Consider the following 14,866-nt stretch of genomic DNA (forward strand, 5'->3'; position numbering starts at 1 on the left):
TATCCCTGACGCGGCGCATGTGGTACGCCAGTGCAGGTGACCGACTTCGTGACGGTGATCGCGCTCGGTGGAACCATCGCCATGGCCAGGCCGGCCGACGGCAGCACCGGGGCCGTGCCGGCGCTCGACGTGGACGAGCTGCTGGCCTCGGTGCCGGGGCTGGACAAGGTCGAGGTCGAGCTGCGGACGATCGCGTTCCGGTCGCTGCCCGGGGCCTCGGTCGGCTTCGACGACCTGACGGCGCTGGCCGAGCTGATCACGGCAGAGATCGACGCCGGGGCTCGGGGCGTGGTGGTCACGCAGGGCACCGACACCATCGAGGAGACGGCGTTCTTCCTCGACACCAGCGTGCTGGACGGCGCTCCGGTGGTGGTGACGGGCGCGATGCGCAACCCGTCGCTGGCCGGTGCCGACGGCCCGGCCAACCTGCTCGCCGCCGTCCAGGTGGCGGCCAGTGAGCAGGCCGACGGGCTGGGCTGCGTCGTGGTGTTCGCCGACGAGGTGCACGCCGCGAGGTACGTCACCAAGGCCCACAGCGCGAGCATCGCCGCCTTCGTGTCACCGAACACCGGCCCGATCGGCTACGTCGTCGAGGGCACGCTGCGGCTGCTGAACCGGCCGGCCGACGTGCTCAAGGTGTACGTGCCGCAGGGCGCGCCGGAGCCGACGATCGGCCTGGTCACGGTGACGCTCGGCGACGACGGCGCCCTGATCAAGGCCATCGGCGACGCCGTGGACGGCCTGGTGGTCGCCGCCTTCGGCGCCGGCCACGTGCCGGTGGCCCTGGTGGAGCCGCTCGCCGAGCTGGCCGAACGCATGCCGGTGATCCTCGCCTCGCGCACCGGCGCCGGGCCGGTGCTGGCCGAGACCTACGGCTTCCCCGGCTCGGAGCAGGACCTGCTGCGCCGCGGCCTGATCGGCGCCGGCTTCCTCAGCCCGGTCAAGGCCCGCATCCTGCTGCGCCAGCTGCTGGCTGCTCGCGCCGGCACGGACGACGTACGCAAGGCGTTCACCGGCGAGGAGTGACTGCGGCCTGGGTTTGAGCTGTCCCCCGCGTGGGGCATACCGGGTTGGGGCCGTCCGGGCCGGATGGCAGCCTGGGCGGGGATCGACCGTGACCAGGGGCCGCCGCCGCGCGGAGGCGGACCGCGAGGAGAACACATGGCCCGTCCGTCCATTCAGCCTGTTGTCTGGCAGCCGCCGGCCGCCCCCGAGCGGGCCCGGCGATCGGACAGCGCGCCGCCGATGCCGACACCGCGGGTGCTCGCGATCAACGGCGTCGGGCCCGAGGACGTCGTCGTGGACGAGCAGGGCCGGCTGCTGACCGGCGTGGCGGACGGGCGCGTGCTGCGACTGTCCGACCAGGGTCGGCGGATCGAGCAGGTGGCCGATACCGGGGGCCGGCCGCTGGGTGTGGAGCTTCTCGGCGATGGCCGGCTGCTGGTCTGCGACGCCCTGCGGGGGCTGCTGGCCGTCGATCCCGAGGGCGGTTCGGTGCAGCCGCTGGTCACCGCGCAGGCGATGGCCGGCGGGCGGCCGCTGGGGCTGTGCAACAACTCCGCGGTGGCCCGGGACGGCACCGTGTTCTTCACCGATTCGACGCAGCGGTTCGGCCTGGAGCACTTCATGGCCGACCTGCTCGAGCACAGCGGCACCGGTCGGCTGCTGCGGCGGGACGTCTCCGGCGAGGTCACCGAGCTGCTCGACGGGCTCCAGTTCGCCAACGGGGTGGCCCTGGCCGCCGACGAGTCGTACGTGGCGGTCGCCGAGACCGGCTCCTACCAGGTCCGGCGGGTGTGGCTGACCGGGCCCGACACCGGCCGCAGCGAGGTGCTCGCCGACAACCTGCCGGGCATTCCCGACAACATGAGCACCGGCGAGGACGGTCTGATCTGGATCGCCCTGGCCACGCCCCGCAACGCGGTGCTGGACTGGTCCGCGCCCCGGCATCCGGTGGTGCGCAAGGCCACCTGGGCGCTGCCGCCGGCGATGCTGACCAAGTTCGAGGTGCGCACCACGTGGGTGGTCGCCATCGACGACACCGGCGCCATCGTGCGGGACCTGCAGACCTCCGCGCCCGGCTACCACATGGTCACCGGCGTCCGGCAGCACGACGGGCAGCTCTACCTCGGCAGCCTGCGCGAACAGGGCATCGCGGTCATCGACCTGTGAGGCCTTCGACGAACGACCGGAAGTCCGGCGCGAGGGCCAGCTCGGTGTGCCGCTCGGTGTCGATCCACGTCACCGAGGGCTCGGCGGACTGGCGGTAGTCCAGCGCGATCCAGCAGTGGCCGGCGCCCGAGACCGGCACCACGCCGTCCGGCAGGCCCCACTCGTCGCTCAGATCGGGGCCGTCGAGCAGGGAGTCGAGGCCGGGGTGCGGCCGATGCCCATCAGGTCGGTGAGCGGCGCGTGGTCGTCGGCCCACGCGGTCGGCGCCGAGGTCGGGAAGCGGCGGCGGCCGCAGGCCACGATGCCGCCGTTCTGGACACGGAGGAGATCGAGCAGCGCCGCCGGCAGGGTGACGCCGAGCAGCTCCTGCGCCTCCCGGACCGCCTCGTCGGTGAGCTGCGGCTGCACGTCGTAGGTGCCGCCGCCCCAGAACACGGCCTTGATCTCCTCGAAGTCCGCCACGCCGGCAGCCTAGGCCCGTGACCGGGGAGAGTGCAGGTGGCTGTACTCCCGATGGACCGGGAAATGGGTCAGACTCGAATTCCGAGAGGGCCTGAGGGGGTGGCGTCATGGCGCGGCTGCGCGGGTTGGGGTTGGCGGCGCTGGCCCTGCTCGGGCTGCCGCTGGCCGCGGTGGACCTGGTTGCGCTGGTCTTCGGGGTGACGCCGGTGGTGCTGGCGATCCGGCGGCTGCCGAGGGTGGCTCGGGAGTTGGCGGGCGAGTGGTGCGGGGTGGAGATCGCGGAGCCGTACACCGCGGCGCCGCTGCCACCCCGGCCCAGGCACGACGGCATGTACGAGGTGCGCAGGCGGCTGTATCGCCGGCCGCAGGTGCCGGCGTATCGCCAGCAGTCCCACTGGCTGGCCTCGGACGGGGCGACGTGGCTGGACCTGCTGTGGTTGGTGGTGAACCCGCTGGTCGGCACGGTGCTGGGCCTGGTGGCGGCGGTGGTGGGCGTCCCCGGGCTGAGGTGGCACGGGCAGTGGACCCGCGCGCTGCTGGGGGCGAGGAGGCCGTGGCCGAACTGGGTGCGAGACCGCGTGATGCTGGTGTTGGACGGCGCGCAGCTGACGGCGTTGGCGCTGGTGGGGCTGCTGCTGGCGGTGTTGCAGGTGGCGGCCGGGGTGCTGACGCTGGCCGGGCTGGCCGGCCCGCTGATCGCGCTGGTGGAGAACTCCCGGACCTTCGTCAACCAGTACCGGCAGCGGGTCGGCGGTATCGACGAGCCGTACCGACCGGCCCCGCCGCCGCCACGACCCGAGGCGGACGGGCTGTACCGGGTACGGCGGCGGGTGTACCGGTCGGCGACGGTCCCGGCCCGGATGGCCCGGCTGTATGGGCTGGCCGGCGATCCGGCGACGGGCCGGGACCTGTTGTGGATGCTGCTGAACCCGCTGGTCGCGATGGTGCTGCTGGCGGCGCCGTGCGCGGCGATGCTGGTGGGCTTCGGCCAGCTGACAACGACGGTCACCCTGTTGTGGCGACACACTCAGCAGTGGTGGCTGGGGCCGGTCGGGCTGGCGACCGCGTTGGCCGTGCTGGTCGTGGCCCCGACACTGCGGAGCTGGCACGACCGCTGGACAGCCGTGCTCCTGGCGCCGACCAAGGCGGCTCGGCTGGCCAAGCGGGTGGAGCGGCTGACCGAGACCCGCGCGGACGCGGTGGACACGCAGGCGGCGGAGCTGCGGCGGATCGAGCGGGACCTGCACGACGGGGCGCAGGGGCGGCTGGTGGCCATGGGCATGGCGCTGCGCACGGTGGAACGGCTGCTCGACGTGGATCCGGAGACGGCGCGCCGGCTGATCGTGGAGGTCCGGGAGAACACGGCGACGGCGCTGACCGAGATCCGCGAGCTGGTGCACGGCATCCACCCGCCGGTGTTGGCCGAGCGCGGCCTCGCCGACGCGATCCGGGTGGTCGCGCTGGACAGCCCGCTGGACGTGGAGGTGGCCGCTGACCTGCCCGGACGGCTCGATCCGCCGGTGGAGTCGGCCGCCTACTTCGCGGTGCGTGAGCTGCTGACCAACGCCGCCAAGCACTCAGATGCCGACAAGGCGCGGGTCGACGTCAGCCACTGCGACGGGCTGCTGCGGATCGTGGTGTACGACGACGGCCACGGCGGCGCAGACACGGCGGGCGGGACCGGCCTGCTGGGCGTGCGCCGGCGGCTCGGTACTTTCGACGGAGTCCTGGACGTGCGCAGCCCCGCCGGTGGGCCGACCACACTGACGATGGAGATCCCGTGCGTGTTGTCATCGCGGAGGACGTCTACCTGCTCCGATCCGGCCTGACCCGGCTGCTGGAGGCGTACGGCTTCGAAGTGGTGGCCGCGGTGGAGTCCGGTCCGGAGCTGCTGGCGGCGCTGATCGAGCACCGGCCCGACGTGGCCGTGGTGGACGTGCGGCTGCCGCCGACCTTCACCGACGAGGGGCTGCGCGCGGCGATCGAGGCCCGTCGCACCCATCCGGGCCTGCCGGTGGTGGTGCTGTCCCAGCACGTCCAGCAGCTGTACGCCCGCGAGCTGCTGGCCGACGGCGGCGCGGGCGTCGGCTACCTGCTCAAGGACCGGGTCTTCAACGACGAGCAGTTCGTGGACGCGCTGCGGCGGGTGGCCGCCGGCGGCACCGCGATGGACCCGGACGTCGTGGCCAAGCTGATCGCCGGCACACCGCCGCTGGCCAAGCTCAGCCCGCGGGAGCGGGAGGTGCTGGAGCTGATGGCCGAGGGGCGGTCCAACGCGGCCATCGGGCAGCGGCTCTACCTGTCCGACAGCGCCGTGAGCAAGCACATCGCCTCCATCTTCGGCAAGCTCGGCCTGGCCGCGTCCGACGACGACAACCGCCGAGTCCTAGCAGTTCTGGCACATATCGCCGGGAATTCGTCCGACAGCCGACCCTGACCGGTCCGATTGCCTACGATCGAACGGTGAAGTTGTTGGCGGTCAGCGACCTGCACATCGCGTACGAGGAGAACCGGACGATCACCGAGGGCCTGCGGCCCGAGTCGGACGACGACTGGCTGATCGTCGCCGGCGACGTGGGCGAGATGTCGGCCGACATCGAGTGGGCGCTGGGCCTGCTGCGGGAGCGGTTCGCCAAGGTGATCTGGGCGCCCGGCAACCACGAGCTGTGGACGCCCAAGGACGACCCGGTCCAGCTGCGCGGCGTGGCCCGCTACGAGCACCTGGTCGAGATGTGCCGGCGGCTGGACGTGGTCACGCCCGAGGACGACTACCCGATCTGGCCCGGCGAGGGCGGCCCGGTGGTGATCGCGCCGCTGTTCCTGCTCTACGACTACACGTTCCGGCCGGAGGGCACCTCCAACAAGGAGGAGGCCCTGGCCAAGGCCCACGAGGCCGGCGTGGTCTGCACCGACGAGTACTTCCTGCACCCCGACCCGTACCCCAGCCGCGAGGCCTGGTGCGAGGCGCGGGTGGAACTCACCGAGAAGCGGCTCTCGGCGCTGCCGCCGGAGCTGCCGACCGTGCTGATCAACCACTGGCCGATGGTCCGGGAACCCACGCGGATCATGTACTACCCCGAGTTCGCGCAGTGGTGCGGCACCGTGCTCACCGCCGACTGGCACCTGCGGTTCCGCTCGGCCTGCTCGGTCTACGGCCACCTGCACATCCCGCGCACCACGCACTACGACGACGTGCGGTTCGAGGAGGTCTCCGTGGGCTATCCGCGGGAGTGGAAGAAGTTCAAGCGCTCCGGCCCGTGGCTGCGCCAGATCCTGCCGGTGAAGCCGTGATCGAGGAACTGCTGCCGGAGAAGGTGGCCTTCGCCGAGGCGTTCGACGACCACTCCGCGGTGGAGCTGTTCCCCGAGGAGGAGGCCGTCATCGTCCGCGCCGTGGACAAGCGGCGCCGGGAGTTCAGCACCGTCCGCTACTGCGCGCGGCAAGCCATGAAGTCCCTCGGGCTGCCCGAGACCCCCGTGCTGCCCGGGGAACGCGGCGCCCCCCAATGGCCCGCCGGAGTCGTCGGCAGCATGACCCACTGCGCCGGCTACCGGGCCGCTGCGCTGGCCTGGGGCAAGGACATCGTCACCATCGGCATCGACGCCGAGCCCGACCAGCCGCTGCCCGAAGGCGTGCACGAGGCCATCGCCCTGCCGTCCGAGATGTCCGTGCACGGCCGGCTTTTGTTCAGCGCCAAGGAAAGCGTCTACAAGGCCTGGTTCCCGCTTGCCCGCAAGTTCCTCGACTTCTCCGAGGCCGAGCTCACCTTCGCCGACGGCACCTTCTCCGCCCGCATCCTCGTTCCCGGCCCGGTCGCCGGCTTCGAGGGCCGCTGGCTGATCAAGGACGGCTTCGTGCTCACCTCCATCGTGGTCCCCGTTGCCTGACATCGCTTGGCGCGCGGCGGTTTCCGCCCTCGGCGGCACCCCCGTCCCCACGGATATCGCCGCGCGCTACAGCGAGCCCCACCGCCGCTACCACAACCTCACCCACGTCCGCGCCGTCGTCCGCGACGCCGTCACCCTCGTTCCCCTGTCCGATCGGGACACGTCGTTGCTGATCCTCGCCGCCTGCGCCCACGACGTCGTCTACGACGCCCTCCCCGGCACCGACGAGCACCTCAGCGCCGACTGGGCCCGCTCCTGGCTGGCGAAGTCCAACCTCTCCCCCATCGCCGACCGCGTAGCCGACCTCGTCCTGGCCACCATCACCCACACCGCCGACCCCTCCGACCCCGTCGCCTGCGCCCTCCTCGACGCCGACCTCGCCATCCTCGGCTCCACTGTGGACGACTACACCGCCTACGCCACCGCCGTCCGCCAGGAGTACTCCGCCGTCCCCGACGACACCTGGCGCACCGGCCGCTCCCGCGTCCTTTCCGGCCTCCTGGGACGGAATCAGCTCTACCTCACGCCCACCGGCCGCGACCGCTGGGAAGCCCCGGCCCGCAGCAACCTGGCCCGGGAACTGAGTTCCCTAGCCAACGAAACCAATCCGTAGGCCGGGAACGCAGAACGTGACCCTGTTGCGCTAATTCGAGAGAGTCTCGCCGCTCGATCACACGTTCAGCCTTGACCGGACCCAAGTTCCAGAAACTGACTGTAGACCGTTCGCTGCAACATGGCATAAGCATGCTGATAACGAGCAATCTCCACAGTCTCCGAGTCCGCCTCCTCAATCAGCTTGTCAATCCGCTCCACCAGCCTGTCCAGAAATTCCAGCACATCCGGAACCGCCGGCTGAAAAACACCCCGCTGCACGAACGGAACCACCGTGCTCACGTAATGATCCGCAACCATAAGACCGACGCGAATATCGGCCGACTCTTCCAGCGAACCACTCTGCGGAACCGGAGCCGCCCGCCACAGCAGGTAGGCGTCCATGAAAGCAAGCATAAACCTTCCTAGTGACTCAACGATACCAGAAGCTGATCACCTTGCCATCTCTAATCATACCCCCCGGGCCACCGCCGACCGTCCTGTAGGTGTCGACCTTCACGCCGTCAGAGCCCTCTACGCTTGCCGCCTTGAACACCCCGCGACCCTTATTGTTCTCGGGATCCGAGTCCAGCCAGGCCTTAGCGTCCGCAAGGCACTCCTCGGGAGTCTTACCTTCCGGGGCGCCATGCTTATTATAATGATAGGTAAAAGTGTCATCGGGAGTATCGAAGGAGCCGCGGTCAAATACATCACCTACCCCATTCGGACAAGCAGATCGGTTATGAACCAACACCGGGACGGCACCGGCCAGCACAAAGTAGGTGTGGCCGGAGTCAACAGTGAGATCATAAGTGGTGACCGCCAAGATCCGAGCGGAAACCGATTCAACAGTGGCCGACTTGCCGCCCACCGTCTTGAGTGTGTCACCCCTCTTCAGATCGACAGCAGGCGTCCATTGCGTCGTACTAACGTCCCAGAACGGGTGGTTGACCGTGGCCTCAATTTGCTCAACACCAGTGTCGGTCCGGATTGAGAGATCGATAAAGTCCCGGTCATCGGTCGTCACATGGACTTCGGTGACCGCTGGTACCAATGCGGGCAGCTCCTATCTGCAGTATTCGAAGGCCTTCAACGCCTGGACCTTCGTCAGCACGAGCAACGACGCCACCACGCCGGACGCGTTCCCGGCGCCCACGCTCCAGGCGACAGCGACCAACCCGGCGGCGTGGAAGGCAACTGGCAAACTCACTATCGGCGGCGTGACGCTGGGCAATGGCAATGTCGGCGACTACTTCAACGGGTCGATCTCCGATGTACGGGTGTACCAGCGGGCGCTCACGTCGACGGACGCGAGCCTGCTGGCCAACTCGGCCCCGGTGGAGGCCGGTGCGGTCACCACGGGCAACGCCATCGGCAACCTGAACCGGACGGTGTACGACGAGCCGAACCTGCGCACGGTCATCGTCGCGCTGGGCTCGAACGACATCCTGGCCGGCAAGTCGGCGACCGAGATCGAGAGCAACTTCACGGCTCTGCTCGGGCCGAACGACGCGCGGGGGCTGGCGAACTACCGGCGAGCCGATGGCGGGGTGCTGCACCGGATTCTCACCACCGTGCCGCCGCTGGGGCTGGATCCCAACGACGCCAGGGAGAAAGCGCGGCGGCAGCTCAACTCGGACATCATCAGCCGTAGTGGAAACTACTTCGCCGACGGCCTTCTCGACTTCGATGCCGCCGTCCGCGACGGTGCCCACGCCAACAACATCAACCCGCAGTACCTGACCAACAACGTCCCGAACGACGCGTACTACGAGAAGTTGGCGCAGACGCTGGCGGACGCGGTGAACGATCTGCCGCCGGACGCCACGCTCTGATCTGGACCACAGCGGGCTCGGTCGTCGAGGCGATCGGGCCCGCTGTGATGTCAGTAGAGGCGGGCGGCGTAGGCGGGGCCGTAGTAGTCCTCGAGCTCAGGCAGGGGGACCTCCTGGGCCTCGAGGGCCTTGGCGATGACCGCGCGGGAGGCGACGGCGTCGGGGGCCCAGGTGTCGGGGTTCCAGAGGTCGGAGCGGAGGAAGGCCTTGGCGCAGTGGTGGAAGACCTCCTCGATCTCGACCAGCATGACGATCCGGGGGCGATTGCCCTTGACGATCATCCGGTCGAAGAAGGGGGCGTCGGACAGCAGGCGGGCGCGGCCGTTGACGCGGAGGGTGTCGCCGCGACCGGGGATCAGGTAGAGCAGGCCGACGTGGGGGTTGGACAGGACGTTGTGCCAGCCGTCGACCCGGCGGTTGCCGGGGCGGTCGGGCACGGCGATGGTGCGGTCGTCGAGCACGAGGGTGAAGCCGGGCGGATCGCCCTTGGGCGAGACGTCGCAGGTGCCGTCGGCGGCGCTGGTGGCGATCAGGCAGAACGGCGAGGCGGCCAGCCACTGCCGGTCGACGTCGTGCAGCGCGGGCCGCACCTTGTCGGCGGCACGGGGCAGCGGCGGTCCGACCAGGGCGGTGAGTTCGTCAGCCGATGTGATCTCGCGCAAGGTGTCCCCCCTCGACGACGGATGGTCCGTCGCCGAGCTTACGGGTGCGGGATCGGACGAAGCCGCCGATGAGAAGCGGGGCGGTGAGCAGGGCAATCGCGAAGTAGGGAGGGTCGTAGACCTCGGGACGGGGCCAGCCGATGTTGACGGCCATGAAAAGACCCCCGGCGTTGACGAGAATTCCCCAGCGGCCCAAGGAGAAGTGCTCGGAGGTGGGAAGACGGCCGCGTAGCCGGGCGATCAGGGTGGGGGTGGTGACGAGCAGATAGGCCAGGTACACCAGGACAACCGAGACGCTGAGTGGTCGCCGCCGAGCACGGGAAACGCCCCGGAGGTGGGAATCCGGCGGTCCACGATCGAGTCGGCGCCGGGTAGGCCCAGGTCCAGCCCGCGGGCGACCTCCTCGTCCCACTTGGTGGTGGGCAGGGCGGCCTCGACGGCGCGACGAGCCTCCGGCCCGGAGTTGTCGTGCATGTGCCCCATGGGGTGCTTCCGCTGTCGGCGTGGATGCCGGCGGTGTTGCTGGCCGGTGAACAGATGCGCACCGGCCGGGAGGGCACACAATCGAGCGAACTGCCCGCCGCCGGCCGGAAAGGCGCGGATCTGGGTATTCGACGCCTCCCCTGCGCGAAAGTTGCCCGCGCTCGGGGCCGAAACCCTCTACCCTGCTGCCCGTGAACCGCACGTTCCAGGTCGACCTGCGCGGTGTCGTGGACCTGCTCAGCCACCACTTGTACGCCAGTCCACGGGTGTATCTGCGCGAGTTGGCGCAGAACGCGGTGGACGCGGTGACGGCCCGGCGGGCGGCGGATCCGGCGGCGCCGGCGGAGATCGGGATCGTCACCGGCCCCGACTCGGTGACGGTGACCGACACCGGCATCGGGCTGACCGAGGCGCAGGTGCACGAGCTGCTGGCGACCATCGGCCGCAGCTCCAAGCGGGACGAGCTGGGCTTCGCCCGGCACGAGTTCCTCGGCCAGTTCGGCATCGGCCTGCTGTCGGCGTTCCTGGTGGCCGATGAGGTCCGGGTGACGACGCGCGCGGCCGGAGCGCCGGCGGTGCGCTGGACCGGACACGCCGACGGCACGTACGACATCGGGCCGGCCCAACGGGACGACGTCGGCACCACGGTGGAGCTGGCCGCCCGCCCGGGCACGGAGCAGTGGTTCGCGCCGCCCACGGTAGCCGAGCTGGCCCGCCTGTACGGCTCGATGCTGCCGGTGCGGGTGACGGTGGACGGCACGGCGGTCAGTGGGGAGGGCACACCGTGGCGAGGCGATGATCGCCCGCCCGGGGTGAGGCAAGCCGATCTGGTCGGCTACGCGCAGGAAACTCTGGGCTTCACGCCGTTCGACGTGATCGAGCTGGCGGTGCCGGAGGCCGGCCTGACGGGGGTGGCCTACGTGCTGCCGTTCCCGGCGAACCCGGCCGAGCACGCCGGCCATCGGGTCTACCTCAAGGGCATGCTGCTCACCGAGAGCGCGCAGGGTCTGTTGCCGGACTGGGCGTTCTTCGCCCGCTGCGTGGTCGACGCCGGCGAGCTGCGGCCGACCGCCAGCCGCGAGGCGCTGTACGCGGACAACCTGCTGGACAGCACCCGGCAGGCGCTGGGCGACCAGCTGCGCGGCTGGCTGGTCGGGCTGGCCCGGGCCGACCAGTCCCGGCTGCACAAGTTCCTCGGCGTGCACCACCTGGGCGTGAAGGCGCTGGCCCTGCACGACGACGACATGCTGCGGCTGGTCGAGCAGTGGTGGCCGATGGAGACCAACGTGGGCCGCATGACGCTGGCCGACTTCCGGGCCCAGCACGGCGAGATCCGCTACTGCGCCACCGCCGACGACTTCCGGCAGCTGGCCGGGGTGGCCGCGGCCCAGGACATCGCGCTGGTCAACGGCGGCTACACCTACGACGCGGAGATCATCGAGCGGCTGCCGGCGATCGAGCCGGGGCTGACGGTGTCCCGGCTGGACCCGACCGATCTGGCCACCCGCTTCGACGCGCTGCCGCCGGACACCGAGCTGGCGCTGCGGCCGTTCCTGACCGCGGCGCAGCGGGCGATGGACCGGCTGGGGTGCGAGGTGGTGCTGCGCTCCTACGAGCCGGCGTCGCTGCCGGTGCTGTTCCTGGTCGACCGCTCGGCGGCGTTCCAGGCCGAGCTTCGAGCGACCAAGCAGCGCGTGGACGAGCTGTGGGCGGGCGTCCTGTCGGCGTTCGACAAGCCGGCCGACGACCGGCCGCAGCTGGTGCTCAACCACCGCAACCCGTTGGTACGCCGGGTGTGCGGGCTGTCCGACCCGGAGCTGGTCGGCCTGTCGGTCGAGGCGCTGTACGGGCAGGCGCTGCTGCTGGGCTACCACCCGATCCGGCCGGCCGACGCGGCGCTGCTCAACCGGTCCTTCCTCGGTCTGCTGGACCAGGCCGTGCCCACGGAGGAGAACCGGTGAACGAGCAGGAGCTGGAGGACCGGCTGGACCAGGTCGGCCGGATGCCGTACGGGCGCGGCCAGGTGGCGGCGGTCGAGGAGCTGCTGCGGCACGTGGACGCGGCCGGCAGCGATCGGCTCAAGTACGTGACGCGGCTGCTGGCCACCACCGCGTACCAGTACGGCGGCGAGCCGGCCAAGGCGTTCGTGACCTTCTCCTGGTGCCTGGCCGCCTACGACCGCGGCGAGGGCGACCCGGGCCAGGACCACCACCTGTTCTGGTACTTCAAGTGGATGGTCAGCTCGCTGACCATGTTCCCGGAGGTGCCGCTGGACCGGACGTTCGGCGTGCTGGACGACATGGAGCGCCGCTACCGGCTGGCCGGGCACAGCATGAATCCGGTGCACCAGTACCGGCGGCTGGTGGCCCAGCACATCGGCGACCGGGAGACGGCGGCCGAGCAGTACCGGCTGTGGTGCGCGGCGCCGCGCGGGGCGATGGCCGACTGCATCGGCTGCGAGCCAACCGCGAAGGTGTCGTACCTGAACTGGCAGGGCGCGCACGAGGACGCGGTGGCGCTGGCGCTGCCGGTGCTGGACGGCCAGCTGACCTGCGTGGAGCAGCCGCAGGCCATCCTCACCGAGCTGCTGATGCCGTACCTGCGCACGGGTCGGACGGCCGAGGCCGCCGACGCGCACCGCGGCGCGTACCGGGCGATCCAGGGCAACCGGGCCGAGTTGATCTCGGTGGCCGACCACGTCGCCTTCTGCTCCCGCACCGGCAACCACGCCCGGGCGCTGGAGCTGGTCGAGCGGCACCTGGGCTGGCTGAAGGACCCGCCGACCCCGTTCGCGGAGCTGCGGTTCAGTGCCGTGGCCGCGGGGGCGCTGGGCCGGATCGCCGACGCGGGCCACTCGGACCTCACCGTACGCCGGGGGTCTGACGAAATCGGCGTGGCGCGGTTGCGGGACGAGCTGACCGAGCGCGCGCTGGCGCTGGCCGCCCGGTTCGACACCCGCAACGGCACCGGCGAGGTCGGCCGGCTGACCGCCGAGATGCTGGCGGCGGAGCCGCTGGTCGAGCACCTGCCGCTGTCCGGCCCGGCCCGCAAGGCGGCGGCCCGGCCGGCCCCGGAGCCGCCGAAGGCGGAGCTGCCGGACTCCCCCGAGGAGCTGGCCGAGCTGGCCGAGTCCCAGTGGTCGCGGTCGGATGTCGCCGAGTCGCTGGCCACCTGGGCACGGTTCGACGAGGTGTGCGCCGACACGGCCGGCACGCTGCTGGCCCGGCGGCTCAACGCGCTGGGCGCCGTTCAGGCCGAGACGGATCCGGGGCTGGCCGAGCAGACCTGGCAGCGGGCCGCCGAGCTGTGCGCCGAGGCCGGGGACGAGCCGCGCCGGCAGTCGATCCTGAGCCGGATCGGGATGCTGCACTGCCTGACCGACCGCGGCGAGCAGGGCCATCAACTGCTGGTCGAGACGTGCGCCGAGCTGGACCGGATCGGCGACCTCGACCGCCGGATCGCCGTTCGGCTGCGGCTGGTCGGCGGGCTGGAGGCGCTGCACCGGCACGAGGAGGCCGACGCGGTCCTGGCCGGGCTGGATCCGCTGGTCGCCGAGTCGGACGATGCCGAACTGGCGGCCCAGGTGGCGCTGGACCGGGCCCGCCGCCGGGGTTCGGTCGAGGACGCCGACCGCGCGGTGGAGTTGTGGCGGGCGATCGGGCCGTGCAATGCGCTGTGCCTGGCGATCGTCTACGCGGCCAACGCCCGCGCTCGCGCCGGCGACCTGGACGCGGCGTACCGGTTGATGGGCGAGGCGCTGGCCGCCACCGATCCGGTCCTGCGGGGCCAGGCCGCGCATCAGCGTGGACGGATGGCCATGGACCTCGGCCGGCCGCAGGACGCCTACGACTGCCTGGTCGACGCCATCGCCGCCCTGGACACGGCCGGGAACGGCGTCGGCGTCGCCTACGCGCAGGTCGACCTGGCCGCCGCCTGCCTGGGGTTGGACCGGCCCGACGAGCTGGCCGACAGCGCGGAGGACGCGCTGCCGGTGCTGCTGCGCATCGACGATGCCGACGAGACCGCGCGGGCCCGGTTCCTGCTGGCCAAGGGCTACCGGGCGCTGGGCCGGGGTGTGCCGGCCCTGGAGCTGCTGGACCAGGTGGCCGAGCACTGCCGGGCCGGCGGCAACCCGGCCGGCGTGGCCCAGATGCTGTCGAACGCCGCCGAGATCCTGGATTCGCTGGACCGGGACGCCGAGGCCGCGCAGCGGTTCGCCGAGGCCGCCGAGGCCTATCGCGAGTCCGAGTTGCCGGTGGAGGAGCTGTCCTGCCGCCGGCGCTGCGCGACGTCGTGGCTGTGGGACGGCGAGCAGGACTCGGCCGTCGAGGCGCTGGCCGCGGCCGACGCCCTGGCCGCGGGTCTCGGCGAGACCGAGCCGGCGCTGGTGTGGGAGCAGGCCATGCTCGGCTACGACGGGGCGCGGGTGCTGGCCAACACCGAGCGGTTCGGGGAGGCCCTGGTGCGGGTGGCCCCGGTCGCCGAGCGGTTCCGGCGGCTGGGGGCGTACACCGAGGCCGCGATGGCCGAGGCGCTGCGTGGGCGGCTGCTGGTCGACCTGGACCGGCTGCCCGAGGCCGAGCGGGTGCTGACCGAGGCCCTGGCCGCCCTGCCGGAGGAGCTGGAGGGTCCGCGTCAGCAGCTGGCGGCGTTGCTGGATCGGATCAGAAGCTAGGAGAAGCCACGGGTCCTGTCAGGGGGAAAGGACCCGTGGCCAGTCTGTGGGGGCCGCGCACTCGGGAGAGTGCGAGGCGCCGGCTACCCGGGGGCCGAG

Annotated in this window: 17 protein-coding genes; 10 read left to right on the forward strand and 7 right to left on the reverse strand. The window is 71.4% G+C overall.

The genetic code is table 11. The features are described 5' to 3' along the window. The first annotated feature begins 36 nt into the window (after positions 1-36). A complete protein-coding gene (locus ACIG5F_RS05555; protein ID WP_396516173.1) occupies positions 37-1,026 on the forward strand; it encodes an asparaginase in 990 nt (329 codons plus the stop codon). A gap of 135 nt (positions 1,027-1,161) precedes the next feature. Continuing rightward, positions 1,162-2,172 carry an SMP-30/gluconolactonase/LRE family protein gene (locus ACIG5F_RS05560; RefSeq protein ID WP_396516174.1) on the forward strand — a complete coding sequence of 337 codons (1,011 nt, stop codon included), beginning with the start codon at positions 1,162-1,164 and terminating at the stop codon, positions 2,170-2,172. Here the strand turns inward: ACIG5F_RS05560 and ACIG5F_RS05565 are convergent. Together ACIG5F_RS05565 and ACIG5F_RS05570 are read right to left on the reverse strand one after the other, a co-directional pair. Continuing rightward, positions 2,159-2,311: a hypothetical protein gene (locus tag ACIG5F_RS05565; protein WP_396516175.1), complete on the reverse strand. Its 153-nt coding sequence runs from the start codon at positions 2,309-2,311 to the stop codon at positions 2,159-2,161. The two genes, ACIG5F_RS05560 and ACIG5F_RS05565, sit on opposite strands and share 14 nt — an antisense overlap. Before the next feature lie 29 nt (positions 2,312-2,340). Next, entirely contained in the window at positions 2,341-2,634 is a 294-nt protein-coding gene (locus ACIG5F_RS05570) for an SMI1/KNR4 family protein (protein WP_396516176.1), read from the reverse strand. 107 nt (positions 2,635-2,741) lie between these two features. On the opposite strand from ACIG5F_RS05570, the gene ACIG5F_RS05575 reads away from it, so the two are divergent. From ACIG5F_RS05575 to ACIG5F_RS05595, 5 genes are read left to right on the forward strand one after another with little or no spacing between them, the layout of a single operon-like run. After that, positions 2,742-4,463, forward strand: coding sequence for a sensor histidine kinase (locus ACIG5F_RS05575; protein WP_396516178.1), 1,722 nt, complete (start codon positions 2,742-2,744; stop codon positions 4,461-4,463). Continuing rightward, positions 4,415-5,071: a response regulator gene (locus ACIG5F_RS05580; protein ID WP_396516179.1), complete on the forward strand. Its 657-nt coding sequence runs from the start codon at positions 4,415-4,417 to the stop codon at positions 5,069-5,071. Before ACIG5F_RS05575 ends, ACIG5F_RS05580 begins: the two co-directional genes overlap by 49 nt. Before the next feature lie 26 nt (positions 5,072-5,097). Then, a complete protein-coding gene (locus tag ACIG5F_RS05585; protein ID WP_396516180.1) occupies positions 5,098-5,925 on the forward strand; it encodes a metallophosphoesterase family protein in 828 nt (275 codons plus the stop codon). After that, complete coding sequence (locus tag ACIG5F_RS05590; RefSeq protein ID WP_396516181.1) at positions 5,922-6,521, forward strand: 4'-phosphopantetheinyl transferase; 600 nt, start codon at positions 5,922-5,924, stop codon at positions 6,519-6,521. The genes ACIG5F_RS05585 and ACIG5F_RS05590 overlap by 4 nt, the downstream gene beginning before the upstream one ends. Next, complete coding sequence (locus tag ACIG5F_RS05595; protein WP_396516183.1) at positions 6,514-7,134, forward strand: hypothetical protein; 621 nt, start codon at positions 6,514-6,516, stop codon at positions 7,132-7,134. Before ACIG5F_RS05590 ends, ACIG5F_RS05595 begins: the two co-directional genes overlap by 8 nt. Positions 7,135-7,199: 65 nt before the next feature. On the opposite strand, the gene ACIG5F_RS05600 is transcribed toward ACIG5F_RS05595, so the two are convergent. Together ACIG5F_RS05600 and ACIG5F_RS05605 are read right to left on the reverse strand one after the other, a co-directional pair. Beyond that, positions 7,200-7,517: a hypothetical protein gene (locus ACIG5F_RS05600; protein WP_396516185.1), complete on the reverse strand. Its 318-nt coding sequence runs from the start codon at positions 7,515-7,517 to the stop codon at positions 7,200-7,202. Between the two features lie 28 nt (positions 7,518-7,545). Continuing rightward, positions 7,546-8,139, reverse strand: coding sequence for a polymorphic toxin-type HINT domain-containing protein (locus tag ACIG5F_RS05605; protein WP_396516186.1), 594 nt, complete (start codon positions 8,137-8,139; stop codon positions 7,546-7,548). Positions 8,140-8,149: 10 nt separating this feature from the next. Here ACIG5F_RS05605 and ACIG5F_RS05610 point away from each other — a divergent pair, with 10 nt between their 5' ends. Further along, entirely contained in the window at positions 8,150-8,947 is a 798-nt protein-coding gene (locus ACIG5F_RS05610; protein ID WP_396516188.1) for a LamG-like jellyroll fold domain-containing protein, read from the forward strand. Positions 8,948-8,997: 50 nt separating this feature from the next. On the opposite strand, the gene ACIG5F_RS05615 is transcribed toward ACIG5F_RS05610, so the two are convergent. From ACIG5F_RS05615 to ACIG5F_RS05625, 3 genes are read right to left on the reverse strand one after another with little or no spacing between them, the layout of a single operon-like run. Then, positions 8,998-9,609, reverse strand: a complete 612-nt coding sequence (locus ACIG5F_RS05615; protein ID WP_396516189.1) for a pyridoxamine 5'-phosphate oxidase family protein — start codon at positions 9,607-9,609, stop codon at positions 8,998-9,000. Then, on the reverse strand, positions 9,587-9,889 hold the full coding sequence (locus ACIG5F_RS05620; RefSeq protein ID WP_396516191.1) for a hypothetical protein: 303 nt from the start codon (positions 9,887-9,889) through the stop codon (positions 9,587-9,589). The genes ACIG5F_RS05615 and ACIG5F_RS05620 overlap by 23 nt, the downstream gene beginning before the upstream one ends. Continuing rightward, positions 9,850-10,092 (reverse strand): hypothetical protein, encoded by a 243-nt coding sequence (locus tag ACIG5F_RS05625; protein ID WP_396516192.1) that lies wholly within the window; start codon positions 10,090-10,092, stop codon positions 9,850-9,852. Before ACIG5F_RS05625 ends, ACIG5F_RS05620 begins: the two co-directional genes overlap by 40 nt. Before the next feature lie 191 nt (positions 10,093-10,283). Here ACIG5F_RS05625 and ACIG5F_RS05630 point away from each other — a divergent pair, with 191 nt between their 5' ends. Then, positions 10,284-12,053: an HSP90 family protein gene (locus ACIG5F_RS05630; protein ID WP_396516193.1), complete on the forward strand. Its 1,770-nt coding sequence runs from the start codon at positions 10,284-10,286 to the stop codon at positions 12,051-12,053. Next, positions 12,050-14,767, forward strand: a complete 2,718-nt coding sequence (locus tag ACIG5F_RS05635; protein WP_396516195.1) for a hypothetical protein — start codon at positions 12,050-12,052, stop codon at positions 14,765-14,767. Before ACIG5F_RS05630 ends, ACIG5F_RS05635 begins: the two co-directional genes overlap by 4 nt. The last annotated feature ends 99 nt before the right edge of the window (positions 14,768-14,866 follow it).

It is taken from the genome of Kutzneria sp. NPDC052558, from assembly GCF_044547355.1.
Lineage (GTDB): Bacteria > Actinomycetota > Actinomycetes > Mycobacteriales > Pseudonocardiaceae > Kutzneria.

What these genes read in the sequence shown, in the direction of transcription:
- ACIG5F_RS05560 (WP_396516174.1), top strand. Translation starts at nt 1,162, where the DNA reads ATGGCCCGTCCGTCCATTCAGCCTGTTGTCTGGCAGCCGCCGGCCGCC.
- ACIG5F_RS05600 (WP_396516185.1), bottom strand. Translation starts at nt 7,517, where the DNA reads ATGGACGCCTACCTGCTGTGGCGGGCGGCTCCGGTTCCGCAGAGTGGT.
- ACIG5F_RS05575 (WP_396516178.1), top strand. Translation starts at nt 2,742, where the DNA reads ATGGCGCGGCTGCGCGGGTTGGGGTTGGCGGCGCTGGCCCTGCTCGGG.
- ACIG5F_RS05625 (WP_396516192.1), bottom strand. Translation starts at nt 10,092, where the DNA reads ATGGGGCACATGCACGACAACTCCGGGCCGGAGGCTCGTCGCGCCGTC.